15 protein-coding genes and 1 tRNA gene are annotated in these 15,940 nt (G+C 53.9%); 9 read left to right on the top strand and 7 right to left on the bottom strand.

All coding sequences use genetic code 11. The features are described from left to right. The first annotated feature begins 122 nt into the window (after nucleotides 1–122). Nucleotides 123–611: a serine hydrolase family protein gene (locus H1S06_RS12780; RefSeq protein ID WP_181740792.1), complete on the top strand. Its 489-nt coding sequence runs from the start codon at nucleotides 123–125 to the stop codon at nucleotides 609–611. Between the two features lie 297 nt (nucleotides 612–908). Here H1S06_RS12780 and H1S06_RS12775 read toward each other — a convergent pair whose 3' ends face one another. The 6 genes from H1S06_RS12775 to H1S06_RS12750 form a co-directional block, all read right to left on the bottom strand. Beyond that, on the bottom strand, nucleotides 909–1,127 hold the full coding sequence (locus H1S06_RS12775) for a hypothetical protein (RefSeq protein ID WP_181740790.1): 219 nt from the start codon (nucleotides 1,125–1,127) through the stop codon (nucleotides 909–911). Beyond that, nucleotides 1,120–1,566, bottom strand: coding sequence for a DUF2787 family protein (locus tag H1S06_RS12770; RefSeq protein ID WP_181740788.1), 447 nt, complete (start codon nucleotides 1,564–1,566; stop codon nucleotides 1,120–1,122). The genes H1S06_RS12775 and H1S06_RS12770 overlap by 8 nt, the downstream gene beginning before the upstream one ends. A gap of 65 nt (nucleotides 1,567–1,631) precedes the next feature. Continuing rightward, nucleotides 1,632–2,105 carry a hypothetical protein gene (locus H1S06_RS12765; protein WP_181740786.1) on the bottom strand — a complete coding sequence of 158 codons (474 nt, stop codon included), beginning with the start codon at nucleotides 2,103–2,105 and terminating at the stop codon, nucleotides 1,632–1,634. A gap of 14 nt (nucleotides 2,106–2,119) precedes the next feature. After that, complete coding sequence (locus H1S06_RS12760) at nucleotides 2,120–2,440, bottom strand: YkvA family protein (RefSeq protein ID WP_181740784.1); 321 nt, start codon at nucleotides 2,438–2,440, stop codon at nucleotides 2,120–2,122. Continuing rightward, nucleotides 2,433–2,792: a hypothetical protein gene (locus H1S06_RS12755; protein WP_181740782.1), complete on the bottom strand. Its 360-nt coding sequence runs from the start codon at nucleotides 2,790–2,792 to the stop codon at nucleotides 2,433–2,435. Before H1S06_RS12755 ends, H1S06_RS12760 begins: the two co-directional genes overlap by 8 nt. Before the next feature lie 92 nt (nucleotides 2,793–2,884). Then, nucleotides 2,885–4,063 carry a tyrosine-type recombinase/integrase gene (locus tag H1S06_RS12750; protein ID WP_181740780.1) on the bottom strand — a complete coding sequence of 393 codons (1,179 nt, stop codon included), beginning with the start codon at nucleotides 4,061–4,063 and terminating at the stop codon, nucleotides 2,885–2,887. A gap of 220 nt (nucleotides 4,064–4,283) precedes the next feature. Between H1S06_RS12750 and H1S06_RS12745 the strand changes: the two genes are divergently transcribed. Both H1S06_RS12745 and H1S06_RS12740 read left to right on the top strand, forming a co-directional pair. After that, nucleotides 4,284–5,534, top strand: a complete 1,251-nt coding sequence (locus H1S06_RS12745; RefSeq protein WP_181740777.1) for an SIR2 family protein — start codon at nucleotides 4,284–4,286, stop codon at nucleotides 5,532–5,534. Beyond that, nucleotides 5,531–7,258 carry an ATP-binding protein gene (locus tag H1S06_RS12740; protein ID WP_181740776.1) on the top strand — a complete coding sequence of 576 codons (1,728 nt, stop codon included), beginning with the start codon at nucleotides 5,531–5,533 and terminating at the stop codon, nucleotides 7,256–7,258. The genes H1S06_RS12745 and H1S06_RS12740 overlap by 4 nt, the downstream gene beginning before the upstream one ends. 461 nt (nucleotides 7,259–7,719) lie before the next feature. Here the strand turns inward: H1S06_RS12740 and H1S06_RS12735 are convergent. Next, a tRNA-Leu gene (locus tag H1S06_RS12735) sits at nucleotides 7,720–7,806 on the bottom strand. A 136-nt stretch (nucleotides 7,807–7,942) separates the two neighbouring features. On the opposite strand from H1S06_RS12735, the gene queA reads away from it, so the two are divergent. From queA to rnr, 6 genes are all read left to right on the top strand, one after another. Beyond that, nucleotides 7,943–8,995 (top strand): tRNA preQ1(34) S-adenosylmethionine ribosyltransferase-isomerase QueA, encoded by a 1,053-nt coding sequence (gene queA / locus H1S06_RS12730; protein ID WP_181740774.1) that lies wholly within the window; start codon nucleotides 7,943–7,945, stop codon nucleotides 8,993–8,995. 14 nt (nucleotides 8,996–9,009) lie between these two features. Continuing rightward, nucleotides 9,010–10,128, top strand: coding sequence for a tRNA guanosine(34) transglycosylase Tgt (tgt, locus tag H1S06_RS12725; protein WP_181740938.1), 1,119 nt, complete (start codon nucleotides 9,010–9,012; stop codon nucleotides 10,126–10,128). 40 nt (nucleotides 10,129–10,168) lie between these two features. Continuing rightward, entirely contained in the window at nucleotides 10,169–10,501 is a 333-nt protein-coding gene (gene yajC, locus H1S06_RS12720) for a preprotein translocase subunit YajC (RefSeq protein ID WP_181740771.1), read from the top strand. Between the two features lie 70 nt (nucleotides 10,502–10,571). Then, the gene (gene secD / locus H1S06_RS12715; protein ID WP_181740769.1) at nucleotides 10,572–12,425 is read left to right on the top strand and encodes a protein translocase subunit SecD; all 1,854 of its coding nucleotides are present in this window, start codon (nucleotides 10,572–10,574) and stop codon (nucleotides 12,423–12,425) included. A 10-nt stretch (nucleotides 12,426–12,435) separates the two neighbouring features. After that, nucleotides 12,436–13,362, top strand: a complete 927-nt coding sequence (secF, locus tag H1S06_RS12710) for a protein translocase subunit SecF (protein WP_181740767.1) — start codon at nucleotides 12,436–12,438, stop codon at nucleotides 13,360–13,362. Nucleotides 13,363–13,473: 111 nt separating this feature from the next. After that, nucleotides 13,474–15,933, top strand: a complete 2,460-nt coding sequence (gene rnr / locus H1S06_RS12705; RefSeq protein ID WP_181740765.1) for a ribonuclease R — start codon at nucleotides 13,474–13,476, stop codon at nucleotides 15,931–15,933. Nucleotides 15,934–15,940: the final 7 nt, after the last annotated feature.

The raw sequence follows: 15,940 nt of genomic DNA, 5'->3' as shown, positions 1-15,940 counted from the left end.
GGTTAAAAAAGGGGGGAACGTGCGCATTTCATGCCCCAGACACAGAGAAAATGCAGTTTTGGTGGCTCTGAGAAGACTTGTTCATACGTTCCCTAATTTTCAACGATAGAAGGATCTTTTATATGCTTAAATATCTAAGGGCTGGATTGGTGTTCGGCTGTTGTATAGCTTCTGGCCTCTCTTATGCTAACGACAATGAACCGTTCAGTGTATCTGGTATGGACAAACAGCACTTGAATGCTTTTTATGAAGGTGCGGGTATGGCAATAGCCACTTATGGAGGAATGAACTATGTCGATACTTTTGGAAAGTCGGACAAAGATGCACTTCTTGGGTATATATTTCAGCAGTCTGTAACCCCTTTGATTGTTGAAATAGGAGTTTTTTCGGACCCGGCGGTGGCGGAGATATACCAGACAGGTGTTCTTGCTGCTGCTGAAAGTTTGTCTTACAGCAAGCCCTCCATCTGCCTGAAGCCGGGGAAATTCATTAACAAGGAAGCGGTAGCTCAAGCTGCTGAGGATAAATTCTCAGGAGCTTTTGATAAAAAATATCTCGCAATTATCGTGATTGGGATTGTTGAACGAATGAGTGAGTTGCACCCATGTTGATAGAAGGGCGCGGGTACATATCAAACTTTTTTAAGGCTAAATCTCTTGCAAAATAAGGCCCGTTATATTGTTTTCCGTAGTCAGCTTCCCTTAATTAACACCTCTGAAACTGACTATTGCGACTGCCGACTACTCTCCAGTGGCCTGTCATCGAACCCAGAGAATTAGAAATTAGTTTGAGTAAAATCAACACGATAAACGAAGAGGTCATAAGGCTTTGCGCCGCTTGGCGCGGCGCGCAAGAAAAAAGAAGAAGGGGAGCGGGCTTGCGCCCGCTCCGGTTCATTTACAGTTACCTTACATGTTCGCACACGCGTCCCTCTCCTGCTCAAATTCCATCGCTCCGGTAATACACCCCATGAGCAATGAAAGCCCGAAGGTGGCTCTGGGTGTCAGGTCCATCCTTCCGGTGTCGTCATCGCTTTGCAGCTCTTTCAGAGTGAACAGGGCGTTCAGCACGTTGATATAGGTATCCACCGCTGTTTCGGCAATCAGCGGGTTGTGACGTTTATCCATCAGCCTTCTCCACGCTGACTTCGATGGTGAATGCGCCCAGCTGATAGTAGGCAACAAAGTTGTCCTGGAAGGTGGTGAAGAAGTCCACAGCCGCTCGCAGTGGCACCGGGCGGCAGAAGCGCACCTCGCAGCAATCAGCATTGATATCAAAGTCGATCTCTTTGGCCAGCTCGATATCCCAGCCCGCCCCGACATAGGAGAAGTCCGTCAGGTAATCGAACCGGAACCCATTGTCTGAGCGAGACAGACGGATCTCGACCGGATGGTAGCCACCCCGTGCAGCGGAGTAGTCCCGGTCACGGAAGTTGAAGGTGATCACGGACGCCTCCTGTACAGGGTCCAGCCCCGGTGCATGTCGGGTCAGCTCCTCGGTCAGGATCTGGATTAACGCGTGGGAAACAGGCAGCACAAGGCCGTCCGTCAGTATTGGCAGTGACATAGTGGTGTCCTTAATTCAGGGAGGAAGAGGGTGGTGCGCTACCGGTGAGCGGTATGCACGGGCACTTACTTGGTGCGCTTGAGCAGAGCGGCCGATCGGGCGTCGAAGTCCTCCACCAGCTGATGCAGGAACAGGTTCTTCTCGGCAGGCTGGATCAGCTTGATCTCGGGTGAGCGCAGGATCGCGGCTAAGAAGGATGCGTTGTTGGCTGACTTGCCCTTCATGCAGCTCTTCAGGATTAAGGACTTGAACGGATGACCGGCTTGCGCCTTCAGCTGCTCGACCAAGGACTCCAGTGGTATCCACTCCCGAGAGTGGAGCCCACCGCTGTCGTTACTATCAATACGCAAGTAGTTCCGGTTCTCTTCAGTGTGTCGGGCCAGCTGGAAGTACACCTTGCCGGTTGCCTTCGGGTTCAGCTTGTCAGCGACACCGCGCTCAATGATCAATTTAAACAGCGCGTCCTTGATGGCGTTCTTCTCTTTGAGAGAGGCCTTTTCAGCGCTGGCAGGCGCAGCGATAGACTTTGGCTGGGACATAATAAATTCCTCGATTACAGGTCGTTTACGAACGATCGGGCTTGGTCTTCATGGTGTGGGTGGATCTGGCCGGAGATGACGCTCAGTGCCGCCACGATCACGGCGAGGTCATCCAGCAGACCCACGAATGGAGACAGGTCCGGTATCGCATCCAGAGGATCGATCAGGTAGAGCAGGGCGGCGATCACCACCGCCTTCACCCGAGTGGGTACGTCCGCATCCAGCAGCAGGATGTAGAGCAACACCGCCTTGTGCAGCAGCTCCTTCATCCCTCGGATCGCCTTCAGCTTGGCAAGCAGGCTGTTGATGGGCAGGTCAGGCTGTGGATTAGGCATCGGCCAGCTCCTGTGCAATCGGACACTGGTTATGCACAAGCAGATAGATACCGGAGCCTTCATCGGAAAAGATGCCCAAGGCCAACCGGTAGCCACCGGCAATGGATACAACGAACTCGGGATACGCCAGTACGAACTGGATCTGCCGCTGAACGCTATCTGATGCCTGCTCCAACTGGTCCGGACCATCCTCCGGCTCCAGCAGGATCAATACGGTGGGAATGTCTTCCCAGTACTGTCGGGCCTGCGCTTCGGAAGGGAACCCCTCCAGCAGGTGATACCTTAAATCCGTGAAGGTCTCGGCGGGGACCGGGAGTGTGCTGGCGCAAGGCCAGTTCAGGGTGACGAACATGGTGAATGCTCCATAACGTAAAAAGGCCCTATCCGCGAACGGATAGAGCCTGAAGGGGGAAGTGGGTGGTTACATCAGTAGATCGGCTCGTATCAGCGGACCAACTCGCAGAGCGTATTGCTGGTGTTACGCTGACGCTCAAGGGTCTGCTTGCTGTACCGGGCTGAACTCTGGATCGATTGGTGCCCCAGCTGATATTTCACGTCATACAGGGTCATGCCCGCTGATACCAAGCAGCTGGCGACACTGTGTCGGAGTGAGTGGATCACCAGCTCCTCGGGGTCGGGAACACCTGCCCTGACCAGTATCCGCTGGAAGGCTGTCCGGCAGTCCTTCAGGGGTTGCCCCGGTGTGCGCCCGGCAAACAGATACGGGTTACCCGCGACAATCGGCGTTTCCTCGATAATCTCCATCGCCAAATCGGACAGGTACACCTCCCGGCTCTGGCCGTTCTTGGTCATTGGTAGGTACAGCGTCTGACGGGCCTTGTCGATCTGTTCCCATTTGGCCAATCGGATCTCACTGTTACGACAGCCGGTGACCGCCAGCAGGGCTATAAAGCCGCCGACAAACGGGTTCTTGTACTGGCGGGCTTCATGGATCACCGCCTTCAGCTCCTGCACGTCCAGAAAACGGGTACGAATGTTGTCCTCCCGTAGCTGCTTGATCTTCATGGCTTCATTCACGTCGATCACGTCCATGCGCAGCGCCAGCTGGCCCATGGTTTTCAGTAGCCCAATGATGCGGTTACAGGTGGCTGGAGCCAGCGCCGATCGGCGCGAGTTGGGTGAGTTCAGGTCCAGCTGAAGCTGGAGTACCTGCGCCGCCTTCAGATCACGGAACAGCAGGTGGCCGAACCGTGGCTCAATATGGTTGCGGAACCGCTTGATCTCGTGGCCCCAGGACCGGGTGTGCTTCTTCTGGTAGGGCAGGTAGGTCTGCCAGAAGAACTCCGACAGGGTGGGCTGAAGGCTTTGTTCCTCCTGCTCGGCCTTGGGGTCGATACCCTCGGCCAGCATGCTCCGGCAACGCCGTGCGGCCTTGCGGGCGGTGGCAACGTCGATATCAGGGAAGCGGCCCAGTGTGATGCTGCGTTTTCGGCTGTTGAAGGTGTAGCGCAACAGGAAGCGCTTGCTGCCACTCTTGCCTGACAGGCACTTGAGACCAGTCAGCTCGGTATCGCTAACCTCCAGCTCAGTACTGCGGGATGAGGCAGAGTTGGCGGGTAATGCCCGGATACGGGCATCAGTGAACTTGAATTGTTTGTCCATTGAAAACCTCCGGAAGTGGATATCCGGAGGTTTAATATCTGGTTACTCTGAGATTCGTTACGGCTGATATTTTAGGCCGCTTTCGGAGGTTTGGTTGCGACAATTAAACTGAAGGAAATCTACATTAATATGGCACTATTGCTCTACTTAGATTTCGATCGTATCGTTCCGGAATTCGCGCTAGTTTGTGTCTAATCTTCGACAAAACAGGACTGTCGTCATGCCTATACAACCCCTTGTACCTTTACCTCCTTCCTACGACGGGCAACTCGCCTATAAGCCTCCGGGTAGCAGCATTTGGCTACCAATCACGGAGGATGCGTACAAGGTAGTTTTTAACAAAGAGCAAGTTGAATCAGATGAGCAAGACCAAATTCAGAATAACCGTGCTGTTCTGACTGACCTGTTCAGCAAAGCATTGCAGTTTCCGAATCTAGGCTTCTTCGCAGGTAGTGGTACCTCTCTAGGGGCGGTCAAGGGGCCCAGTATGTGGCAACTCTGGCAGAGCTGTATGTGTCAGGGTGAAGGAAATGAACTAACCGAAGCAGCAGCTGCCGTATGTGATAAAGTCCGCTACGCGGAGCGGGAAAGTCCCAATATTGAGCACTTTCTATCTCAATGTGACGCCTACCTCTCGTTCAATGAGGATGATGTGGTTGTGCAGTATTTGTTGGAGGTTAAAGAGAAAATTCTTGTTCAGTGCACGAACTTTCTTGCTGATCCTGCCTCCGACATAGCTTGCTATCGGCATTTGCTGCAGAAACTGGCTCGACGTCGTGTAAGGGATCCTCGATTGAAAGTTTTTACTACCAACTATGACATGTGTTTCGAGACAGCTGCGTCGGATCTTGGAATGATGGTTGTCGATGGGTTTTCATACACGAGGAAACGTCGGTTTGACGGTAGGCATTTCAACTATGATGTCGTGCGTCGTGAAATGGATAATCATGAGTTTGTCGAGGGGATATTCCAACTGCATAAGCTCCACGGATCGGTGAGCTGGGAAAGAGAAGGTAACGAAATCTTCGAGAGTAGTCAGCCAAGTCCAGATAAGGCATGCCTGATTTATCCCGCGAAAGGTAAGTATCAACAGGCATTTATCCAGCCGCATTTGGAGCTATTATCTAGGTTTCTGGATTTCTTGCGTCAATCTAACAGCTGCTTATTGGTCGCGGGCTTTGGCTTCAATGATGACCATTTGTCCGAGCCTATTCTCTCTGCCATCCAGTCAAATCCGAGTTTGAAACTGATCCTGACGGACCACCGTTGCATCCATCATCTGCACAACAGAGGGAATAATGGTTCCAGTCCATACTGGGCGAAGTTCGAGGAGCTTGCGCTGAAAGGGTTTGACATCCATTTCATTAGTGGCTCGTTCTCTGATGTTGTTGACCAAATACCTTCGCTGCGTGCTATGTCACCGGCAGAACAGTTGGCTAATGCCGTACGTCGTGTGGGGTGGGAGCAATGATTCATGACATCTCTACTACCGGGATACTAATAAGTGACTTAAAGATTGGTGTGGTCTCTAGCGTTGCTGCCCAGTATGTCAAAGTGAACTTAGCGCATGCTGGTGAGGTTAGCGGCCATTACATGGATCTAAATCGCTATGGTAAGGGGGAGGTTGGAGAATTGGTGCTGATTGAAGCCCAGCAGACCATTCTCTTAGGCCGGATTATTGAGATTTCTCTTCCTGATCGGGACAGGAGCGAGATTTCACAGGATTTCGACGGATTGAGTAAAGTCGACGCGATTGGAATCATTCGGTTGTTGGGATCGATTCATCCAGTTCTGTTGAAGGTACAGGCAGGAATCAGCGCATATCCACGCCTAGGTGACCGTATTTTTTCTGCGCCTGGTCAGTTTGTTTCGATGATTCCTTTGTTAACCCACAACGGGATAGAGACTCGGGCACCGGCTGTATCTTTAGAGCTCGGGGTGGTGTCTGGAGAGGATGGGTTCCCCATTTCTGTGACTCCTGAGCGTCTCTTCGGGCGGCACTGTGCAATTCTAGGATCAACTGGGGGGGGGAAGAGTTGGACGACCGCCAAAATTATTCAAGAGTGTCGGAAGTATCGAGCCAAGATAGTCCTGCTTGATGCTACCAGCGAGTACCGATCACTTAGTGGCGAGGATGTTAGCCACTGTCACCTAGGCGCTCCTCTTCACCAAGCGCTTAATTCAATTGAAATCAGGATACCTCCGAGCGACTTCAATGAAGGAGATTTCATCGCGCTGTTCCAACCTTCCGGCAAAACCCAAGGCCCTAAATTGCGCGAAGCGATAAAAAGCTTGAGGCTAGCCAAATTAGCTCCTGAGTTAGCTACAGATGGGTATTTTCCCAAAGTTAACCAGCCCCGCTTCAATTATAGGCAAGCACTTAATACCGGTAACAACGCTAAGTTGGTGGATAACCCTGCTCAGGAGTTCGATGTTAGTCTTTTGGTCAGACAAGTGGTTGAAGAATGCTGCTTCCCAGAAGATTTACGACGGCCCGACCACTGGGGAGGCGCTTCAAATGAGCTTTCCTACTGTTCTTCGTTGTTGACAAGAATACTAGGCGTAATTGGCTCGACCTCATTGTCATGCGTCTTTAGCCCTGAGCCTCAGCTGCCGAGTCTCTCTGATAAGATGGATGCCTTCCTTGCTGGCAGTGAGTCCGTCTTGAGGATTTGCATGAGCTCGATTGGCTATGAATTTGGTGCACGAGAGGTAATCGCCAATGCAATTGGCCGAATGCTCTTACATCGAGCTCGTGACGAGGCGTTTCGTAACAGCCCGTTGCTGGTTATTTTAGATGAAGCTCACAATTTCCTTGGTAAGTCGCTGGGCGAAGAAGACTATGTGATGAACTTGGACGCGTTTGAGCTTATAGCCAAGGAAGGGCGAAAGTACGGTTTAAATATATGCCTAGCGACTCAGCGACCACGAGATATTACGGAGGGGGTGCTAAGCCAAATGGGAACGCTGCTGGTTCACCGGCTCACTAATGATCGGGATCGAGAGGTAGTTGAAAGGGCATGCGGTGAAATTGATCGATCAGCAGCTGCATTTCTTCCGAACCTAAAGCAAGGGGAGGTAGCAATGGTGGGTGTCGACTTCCCTATACCGGTAACTATCCAGATCGACAAACCTACTCAACGGCCATACTCGGATGGGCCCAGTTATCAGGAACTTTGGGGGACTGAGCACTGATAGTCCCCCTCTGTAACGAATATGGTGGTAAACGAATTGTGAGAAGGCTTGTGAGTCGCTAGCCTAATGATTTATCGAAGCCTGAAGGAAAGTTTGATAAACAGATCATTCGTTAATGAACTTATTTGTTCTAGCGTAGGCTTAGCTTGTTTTGGGTCTAAAGCCAGCCTTTCGCATGCTACATTAAAAAAAACCGGACAGTAGACCGGAAACTTGCTCTCATTGGAGTGGCTTTCCGAGTCTTATCACTACATGTAGTTCAAGCGCGATGGTGGATACCGTTGGAGCGTGTTGGATATTGTTGGATGTCGTGACGCACAGATATTGCACAGACGGTGGACAGGATATGGACCGGGCGGGGCATTCAGGCACAAAAAAAGCGGCCACCTTTCGGTCCCGCTTGCTTGTCAAAGCCTTTGATTTATAGGCTTTTTCTGTGCTTATTCAATGGCTTGAATAAGTGGTACCAGCGGCCGGACTCGAACCGGCACACCCGTTAAGGCGGGGGATTTTGAATCCCCTGTGTCTACCAATTTCACCACGCTGGCACTGTCTCGGATCAGTGGCTGACCCGGAAAGTAGGCGCATATTATATTGGGTTGAATCCATTCGTCAATGGTGACTGAAAAAAAGCTGTTACTCAGGTAGAATTGTGCCTTTCCAACAGGCGTCCAGTTTGAACTCATGCAGGTAAAAGACTTCTATTTTGAGCTACCGGAGGAGCTGATTGCTCGCTATCCTCTGGAGCAGCGCAGCGCCAGCCGGCTGCTGTGTGTTGATGGCAACAGTGGTGAACGGGTTCACCGTCAGTTTTCCGATCTTCCTTCCTTGCTGCAGCCCGGCGATCTGCTGGTGTTCAATGACACCCGTGTGATCCCGGCACGCTTGTTTGGCCAGAAGGCCAGCGGCGGCAAAATCGAGATGCTGATAGAGCGCGTGACGTCTGACAGCGAAGCGCTGGCACATATCCGTTCCAGCCGTGCCCCCAAGCCGGGCACTGCATTGACGCTGGAAGGGGGGCTTGAAGCCGAGGTGGTCGGTCGTCAGCAGAACCTGTTCGAGGTTCGCTTTACCAATCTGGACGGTCATCTGGTCAGCGCATTGGAAGAGCATGGCCATATGCCGCTGCCACCGTATATGAACCGCGAAGATCAGTTGTCGGATCGTGAGCGCTACCAGACGGTGTATAACCGTAAGCCCGGTGCTGTGGCTGCACCGACGGCCGGTCTGCATTTCGACGAGCCTTTGCTGGAGCAGCTCAAGGCAATGGGCGTGGAGCAGGCATTCGTGACCCTGCACGTGGGCGCCGGTACCTTTCAGCCGGTGAAAGTGGATAACATCCACGAACATCATATGCATGCTGAATATATCGAGGTCTCGGAGGAGACCTGTGCGGCGGTGAAAGCAGCGCAGGCGCGTGGCAACCGTGTTATCGCTGTGGGGACGACCAGCGTGCGCTGTCTGGAAACCGCGAGTCAGTCCGGTGAGATCGAGCCGTTTTACGGCGATACCGATATCTTTATCTACCCCGGCTATTGCTACCGCACCGTGGAAGCATTGATCACCAACTTCCATCTGCCCGAATCGACCCTGCTGATGCTGGTCAGTGCCTTCTCCGGCCATAAGGCGATGATGGATGCCTATGCCGAGGCTGTGGCCGAGCGTTACCGTTTCTTCAGTTATGGCGATGCCATGTTTTTGACCCGTCGCGAGGCGACGGACGAGGAGTCAGCGTGAGAAAAGAATGTTTCATGAAGTTCGAAACCACGACCACTGAAGGCAAGGCACGCCGTGGTCGTCTGACCTTTCCCCGTGGTGTGGTGGAAACCCCGGCATTCATGCCGGTGGGCACCTATGGCACCGTGAAGGGCATGACGCCGCGTGATATCGAAGCCACGGGTGCTCAGATTATCCTCGGTAACACTTTTCACCTGATGCTGCGCCCGGGCACCGAGATTGTTCAGCAACACGGTGATCTGCATGACTTCATGAACTGGAAAGGACCGATCCTGACCGACTCCGGCGGTTTTCAGGTGTTCAGTTTGGGAAAAATGCGCAAGATTACCGAACAGGGCGTGACCTTTCAGTCGCCGGTCAATGGCAGCAAGGTGTTGATGACACCGGAAAGCTCCATGCAGGTTCAGCGTGAACTGGGGTCCGATATTGTCATGATCTTTGATGAGTGTACGCCGTATCCGGCTACGCACCAGGAAGCAGCCGACTCCATGCGTCTGTCTCTGCGTTGGGCTCAGCGTTCCAAGGATGCTCATGGCGACAGCCCTTCGGCACTGTTCGGCATCATTCAGGGAGGCATGTATGAAGACCTGCGTGACGAGTCTCTGGAAGGTTTGACCGAGATCGGCTTCGATGGTTATGCCATCGGCGGTCTGTCCGTGGGTGAACCCAAGGAAGACATGAAGCGGGTGCTGGATCACCTGGCGTGGAAAATGCCGGAAGACAAGCCGCGTTATCTGATGGGTGTCGGCAAGCCGGAAGATCTGGTGGAAGGTGTGCGCCGGGGCGTGGACATGTTCGACTGCGTGATGCCGACCCGTAACGCCCGTAATGGTTTTCTGTTCACGCGCAACGGTATCGTCAAGATCCGCAATTCGGCCAATAAAACGAATACAGCACCGGTTGATGAAACTTGTAGCTGTTACACCTGTCAAAATTTCAGCCGCGCCTATCTGCATCATCTGGATAAATGCAGGGAGATTCTGGGTGCGCAGCTCAATACAATCCATAACCTGCACTATTATCAGGAGCTGATGGCTGGTTTGCGCAACGCTATTGAACAGGGTAAATTGAGCGACTTTGTAGACGAATTCTATCGCCGGCGCGGCGAGGAAACACCGCCGCTGACGGCATAAAAAACGTACATTATCCAATGTTATCGGGAGTACAACCTGAATGAGCTTTTTCATCTCTCCGGCACTGGCCGCCGAGGCCCCTGCAGCAGCGCCTGATGCGGGTATGTTCAACATTCTGTTTCTGGTCGGCTTTGGTCTGATTTTTTACTTCTTCATGTGGCGTCCCCAGGCCAAGCGTGCCAAAGAGCACAAAAACCTGATTGCCAACCTGGCCAAGGGTGATGAAGTGATCACGGCCGGCGGCATCATTGGCAAGGTGATCCGCCTGAGCGATGATTACGTGGTATTGGAAGTGTCTGAAGGCACCGAACTGAAGTTCCAGAAGGCCCATGTGGCTGCCGAGTTGCCCAAGGGCACGATCAAGGGTATTTGATTCCCTGTTTTGAGTGATCCAGCGCCACTGTTTCCGGTGGCGCTTTTGTTTTTGGTGAGGATAGAGCACGATGCTCAACCGCTACCCTTTGTGGAAGAATCTGTTAATCCTGCTGGTACTGGCTATTGCCGGTTTATATGCAGCCCCCAACTTGTACCCCGATGACTACGCCGTGCAGATATCCGGGACCCGGACGACACAAGTGGACGATGGCACTTTGACGCGGATTGAATCTGCGCTGAAGGCGGCCGGTATTCAGGTGAAGGGTGCTGAAATGCAGGAAGAAGGCATGGCGCTGGTGCGTCTGCCGAACTCTGACGCTCAGTTGGCGGCGAAAGAGGCGATTGCTGACCAATTGGGTAGCGAATACGTTGTTGCCCTGAACCTGGCCCCTACAACTCCGGCCTGGCTTGATGATATCGGTGCCGGGCCGATGAAGCTGGGTCTTGACCTGCGCGGCGGTGTGCACTTCCTGCTGGAAGTGGATATGGCCCAGGCGGTAGGACAGCGTCTCGATGTGTACGTCAGCGAGATCAAGGCCAAGCTGCGGGAAGAAAAACTGCGCTATCGCGTGGTCGAGCATCTGGATGATGGTCGTCTGGCCATCCGTTTTGTGGATACGGATACTCGAGATGCGGCTTCCGGCTTGCTGTTGCGTACGTATCAGGAATTCCTGGTCGACAGCGACGAGGTTGATGGCGAGGCTTGGCTGTACGTCAATCTGACGGAGCAGACCATCCGCGAGATCGAAGACTATGCGATCAAGCAGAACCTGACTACGTTGCGTAACCGTGTTAACGAACTGGGTGTTGCCGAGCCGTTGGTGCAGCGTCAGGGACGCAACCGTATCGTGGTCCAGTTGCCGGGCGTACAGGACGCAGCGGCGGCCAAGCGTATTATCGGTAAAACGGCCAATCTGGAATTCCGCCTGGAAGCGGGTCCGGACGCCAGTCGTGCCGACACCGAGATCTATGGTTTCCGCAATAACGCCGATCGTAAGGCGACCCTGGAAAAGGATGTCATCATTACTGGCTCCAGCGTATCCAATGCGCAGGCCGCCTTTGATGAAAATGGCATGCCGCAGGTCTCCATTACGCTGGATGCCAAAGGTGGCCAGATGATGAGCCGCGTGACGCGCAACGCTATTCAGCGCAGCATGGCGGTACTGTTTGTTGAACATAAGCAGCGTACGCTGGTCCAAACCATCGATGGCGAGCGTGTCGAGAAGCGTATCCCGTATACCGAAAAGGGCATTATTTCCCTGGCGACGATTCAGAGCACGCTGGGCAACTCCTTCCGTATCACGGGGCTGGACAGTGCTCAGGAGTCGTCCGAGCTGGCTCTGTTGCTGCGTGCCGGTGCTCTGGCAGCGCCGATCTACTTTGTGGAAGAGCGGACGGTTGGGCCAAGCCTGGGGGCGGAAAACATCAAGCTGGGTACACTGTCGGTGCAGATCGGCTTTGCCCTGGTGTTGTGCTTCATGCTGATCTACTACAAGGTTTTTGGTCTGCTGGCGAACGTGGCCCTGACCCTGAACCTGGTGCTGTTGGTGGCCGTGATGTCGCTGCTGTCGGCCACTCTGACGCTGCCGGGTATCGCCGGTATCGTATTGACGGTGGGTATGGCGGTTGATGCCAACGTCCTGATATTTGAGCGTATCAAGGAAGAATTGCGGAACGGCCTGCCGGTACAGTCCGCCATTCACTCCGGTTTCAGCCGTGCATTCACCACGATTCTGGATGCGAACATCACCACGTTGATTGCGGCTGTTATTCTGTTTGCCATGGGCACCGGCCCGGTCAAGGGATTTGCCGTGACGTTGTCGGTCGGTATTTTGACCTCTATGTTCACCGCGCTGCTGGTGACCCGCGCACTGGTGAATCTGGTGTACGGCGGTCGCACCCTGAAAAAAGTGATGATCTGAGGAGTTCCCCATGGCCAATGCAAAGAAAATTTACAATTTCATGGGGATACGCAAGCTGGCGCTGGCGTTCTCCCTGATTCTGGTACTGGGCTCAATCGTCGCGCTGGCGGTTAATGGCCTCAAGTTCGGTCTGGATTTTACCGGCGGCAGCCTGGTTGAAATCGGCTATGAGCAGCAGGCCGATCTTGAACAGGTGCGTAGCCGGTTGCAGGAGGAGGGCTTTGCCGATGTTACGGTACAGACCTTCGGCTCGCCTCGGGATGTGTTGATTCGTCTGCAGGCGGACCATGACCCCAAACTGGGCGACAAGGTGCTGGGTGCGCTGCAGTCCGATACCGACCAGGTACTGGAGCTGCGCCGTAACGAGTTCGTTGGTTCTCAGGTGGGTGAAGAGCTGCGTGAGCAGGGTGGTCTCGGCATGCTGCTGGCACTGTTCATGATCATGGTGTACCTGGCGTTCCGCTTCCAGCTCAAGTTCTCGCTGGGTGCCGTGATTGCGCTGGTACATGACGTGGTCATTGTATTGGGTTTCTTCTCGCTGCTGGGCATCGAGTTCGACCTGACCGTACTGGCCGCAGTCCTGGCTGTTATCGGTTACTCGCTCAACGATACCATCGTGGTCTACGACCGCATCCGTGAAAACTTCCGCATCATGCGCAAGGAGGATGCCATCGAAGTATTGAACGCGTCGTTGAGCCAGACGCTGAGCCGTACGCTGATGACCTCCATCACCACTCTGTTGGTGTTGGTGGCGCTGTTCTACTTCGGGGGCGAAATGATTCATGGCTTTGCGATCGCCCTGCTGGTGGGGGTACTGATAGGTACCTACTCATCCATGTATGTGGCGGCCAATGCCCTACTGGCACTGAAGGTGACTCGAGACGATTTATTGCCACCCCGAAAAGAGGAAGGGGAAGAGGCAGAAGAGTTGCCTTGATATTTGTAAAGCCGGCACTGCCGGCTTTATTTTTTATGGATTTATCGACTATTCTGAGTGAAAGTCGTTTCTGGCAGTGTAATCACTGTTACAGACAATATTGGATATTTAATGACTAAAAATTGGCAAGACAAGGACCCCAACGCTCGGTTGGAAGCTGAGAAATATGACCAGCCGGTCCCTAGCAGAGATTTTCTGCTGAACTTTCTGGAAAAATGGGGGGCACCGATTAGCCACCCGCTGCTGTGCCGTGAGCTCGGCATCGAAGACGAAGACGGTATTGAAGGTGTTCGCCGTCGCCTGATCGCCATGTGCCGTGACGGGCAACTGATTTCCAACCGCAAGGGTGAATACGGGCTGATCCGCAAGATGGATCTGATCCCGGGACGTGTCATCGGCCATCGTGACGGTTTCGGCTTTTTGCAGCCGGATGCCGGGGGGGATGACCTGTTCCTCAGCCCGCGTAACATGCGCGAAGTTTTTGACGGCGATCGTGCGCTGGTGCAATCGATCGGTATTGACCACCGGGGACGTCGCGAAGGCAAGATTGTCGAAGTGCTGGAGCGTTGTACCAGCAAGCTGGTCGGTCGTTTTGATGGGCAAGGCGGTTTTGGCACGTTGATCTGCGAGAATCAGCGCATCACCAACCAGATCATGGTTATCCCCGATCCCGGCACCGGGCTCGAGTATGAAGATGGCCAGCTGGTGGTGGTTGAGCTGATTCAGCAACCGACCCGCAAACAGCCGGCACGTGGACGCGTGGTGGAAGTGCTGGGTGACCGTATGGCCCCGGGCATGGAGATCAAGGTAGCCATCCATAACTACGAAATTCCCGATGAATTTCCGGAGGAGGTACAGCAGCAGATTGGCGAGCTGGACCCGGAAGTGCGGGAAGCCGACAAGAGCGGTCGTTTCGATCTGCGCGATATGCCGTTTGTCACTATTGATGGTGAAGACGCAAAAGATTTTGACGATGCGGTGTACTGCGAGAAAAAAACCTTCGGCGGCTGGCGTTTGTGGGTTGCCATTGCGGACGTGTCCTACTATGTACAGCCGGACTCGCCGCTGGATCGTGAGGCAGTGAAGCGTGGTAACTCGGTGTATTTCCCCGAGTTTGTTGTCCCCATGTTACCTGAGCTGCTGTCCAATGGCCTTTGTTCGTTGAACCCCAAGGTCGACCGCCTGGCCATGGTTTGCGAGATGACGGTCAGCCGTGCAGGTAAGCTGTCCGGTTACAAGTTCTATGAAGCGGTGATTAACTCCAAGGCGCGCCTGACGTACACAAAAGTGGGTGCCATGGTTGATGCCGACCAGGAAGAGCATCAGCACTGGCGCCGGGAATATGCCGAGGTGGTGCCGCATATCGATCAATTGCATGCGCTGTACAAGGCACTGCGCAAGGCAAGGGACGAGCGGGGCGCGATCGACTTTGAAACCGTGGAAACACGGATTGTTTTCGATCAGACGCGCAAGATTGATGAAATCGTGCCGGTCCATCGCAATGATGCGCACAAAATGATCGAGGAATGCATGCTGATTGCCAACGTGGCGACAGCGCGTTTCCTGGACAAGTATGGCAAACCTGCGCTGTACCGTATTCATGATGGTCCCAAAGAAGCCAAGCTGGAAAACCTGCGCGCCTTCCTGGGCGAGCTGGGCCTGAACCTGCCAGGTGGTGCCAGCCCGGAACCCAAGGATTATCTGAAGCTGGCCGAAGCCATTGAGGGACGTCCTGATCGTCATATCATTCAGACCATGATGCTTAGGTCGATGCAGCAGGCGGTCTACAGTCCGGATAACCACGGCCACTTCGGCCTGGCGTATCCGGCCTATGCGCACTTTACTTCACCGATCAGGCGTTATCCCGACCTGCTGGTGCATCGAGCCATTCGTGGCGCGATTCATGCCGAAGGCAAGGTGAAGGGGGCGGAGCGTCCGAAGAAGTTTCAGCCTGATGCGGCGTTCCGCCACAACTACAGCCTCGAGCAGATGCTGGCGTTGGGTGAGCACTGCTCCATGACAGAGCGTCGTGCCGATGAGGCAACGCGGGATGTGGTAGCGTGGCTCAAGTGTGAGTATATGCAGAGCCAGATTGGTGAAACCTACTCAGGGGTCGTGTCCGCAGTCACGGGCTTTGGCGTCTTTGTCGAGTTGGAAGACTTGTATGTTGAAGGGCTGGTGCACATCACGGCACTGCCCAGCGACTACTACCATTTTGAAGCGGCCAAACAGCGCCTGGTCGGTGATCGTACACGCAAGGTCTTCAAGCTGGGTGACCGCTTGGAAGTTCAGGTCGTTCGAGTTGATCTGGATGAGCGCAAGATTGACTTCGAGATTGCCGGTGAAATGGCGGAGGCCAAGCCGAAAAAGCAGACTCAGCGTGAAAAGCTGGCCAAGGGGCAGATCGAAGAGGAACGTTCAAGTCGTCGCAAGGGAGCAGGTCGAGGAAAAAAGCCTGATGGACCTCATGCTCGCCAGGAAAAGGGGGCAGATAAAGGGTCCGGCAGCAAACGCAAGCGTGCGCATAAGCCCAAGCATCCGCCACGGGCACGACGCCCGAGCAAGGGCTGACAGGCAT

This window comes from Marinobacterium marinum, from assembly GCF_013868415.1.
In the GTDB taxonomy this organism is placed as follows: domain Bacteria; phylum Pseudomonadota; class Gammaproteobacteria; order Pseudomonadales; family Balneatricaceae; genus Marinobacterium; species Marinobacterium marinum.
This window is presented reverse-complemented; position numbering and strand designations above follow the sequence as displayed.